The following is a 367-nucleotide window of genomic DNA, read 5'->3' on the forward strand; positions in this document are numbered from 1 at the left end:
AAACGCCCCTGGTGGCATCGACGTGGATCATCGATGAAATCACAAAACGCCAGCAAGATACGCATCTGAAAGTAGGTGAACCACTTCATCGGCTTACCGTTCTTCTTACATTGAGGTAAACCATACTCTTCCAAGTATGCCAGGATCACTTCTAATGAATCGCGCTCATGAACTTTAAGGCGCATCTCATCTTGACCTTCACGCTGGTATTTTTCATACGCAGCAAAATACTTGTCTGGAATTTTTCCAAAGCACAATACACGAATGTGTAAACGACACAATCGAGATTCGAGTGATTCATGGAAACGAAGATGATGAGCAAATTCTGCACTGCGATCACGTGGGTTGCGGTTACTCAGCGGCATAA

At 44.4% G+C, this 367-nt stretch carries 1 pseudogene; it reads right to left on the bottom strand.

The window, feature by feature from the left end:
- A pseudogene (locus AACR11_RS09950) lies at window positions 1-367 on the bottom strand (hypothetical protein); the annotation flags it as partial.

This window comes from Vibrio sp. L85, assembly GCF_963871815.1.
Lineage (GTDB): Bacteria > Pseudomonadota > Gammaproteobacteria > Enterobacterales > Vibrionaceae > Vibrio > Vibrio harveyi.